Origin of the sequence: Bradyrhizobium sp. sGM-13 (assembly GCF_018398875.1) — a bacterium.
Taxonomy (GTDB): domain Bacteria; phylum Pseudomonadota; class Alphaproteobacteria; order Rhizobiales; family Xanthobacteraceae; genus Bradyrhizobium.
Window position 1 is genome coordinate 1 of the sequence record NZ_JAGWDK010000503.1, and the last position, 218, is coordinate 218.

Annotated in this window: 1 pseudogene; it reads right to left on the reverse strand. The window is 59.2% G+C overall.

What is annotated here, in order from left to right:
• Positions 1-218, reverse strand: a pseudogene (locus tag KJQ96_RS39805) (SRPBCC family protein); the annotation flags it as partial.

A 218-nucleotide genomic window follows, 5' to 3' on the forward strand; every position in this document is an offset into this window, starting at 1 on the left:
TCGGCGCTGGAACCTTGGATTGCGACTCGGACGGAAATGGAAACGGATCGATGCCCGCATAGGTCAGTGAATGCGCCTGGTCGGAATGGCCCGCCAGCCGCTGCCGGATCCAGTTGCCGAGATAGCAGAAGCGCCTGACCGCACCGACTTCGTCGCCGCCTTTGTTGTCTTCGATCACGCTTTCGGTGACGCCTTCGATATAGGCCGGATAATTGTTG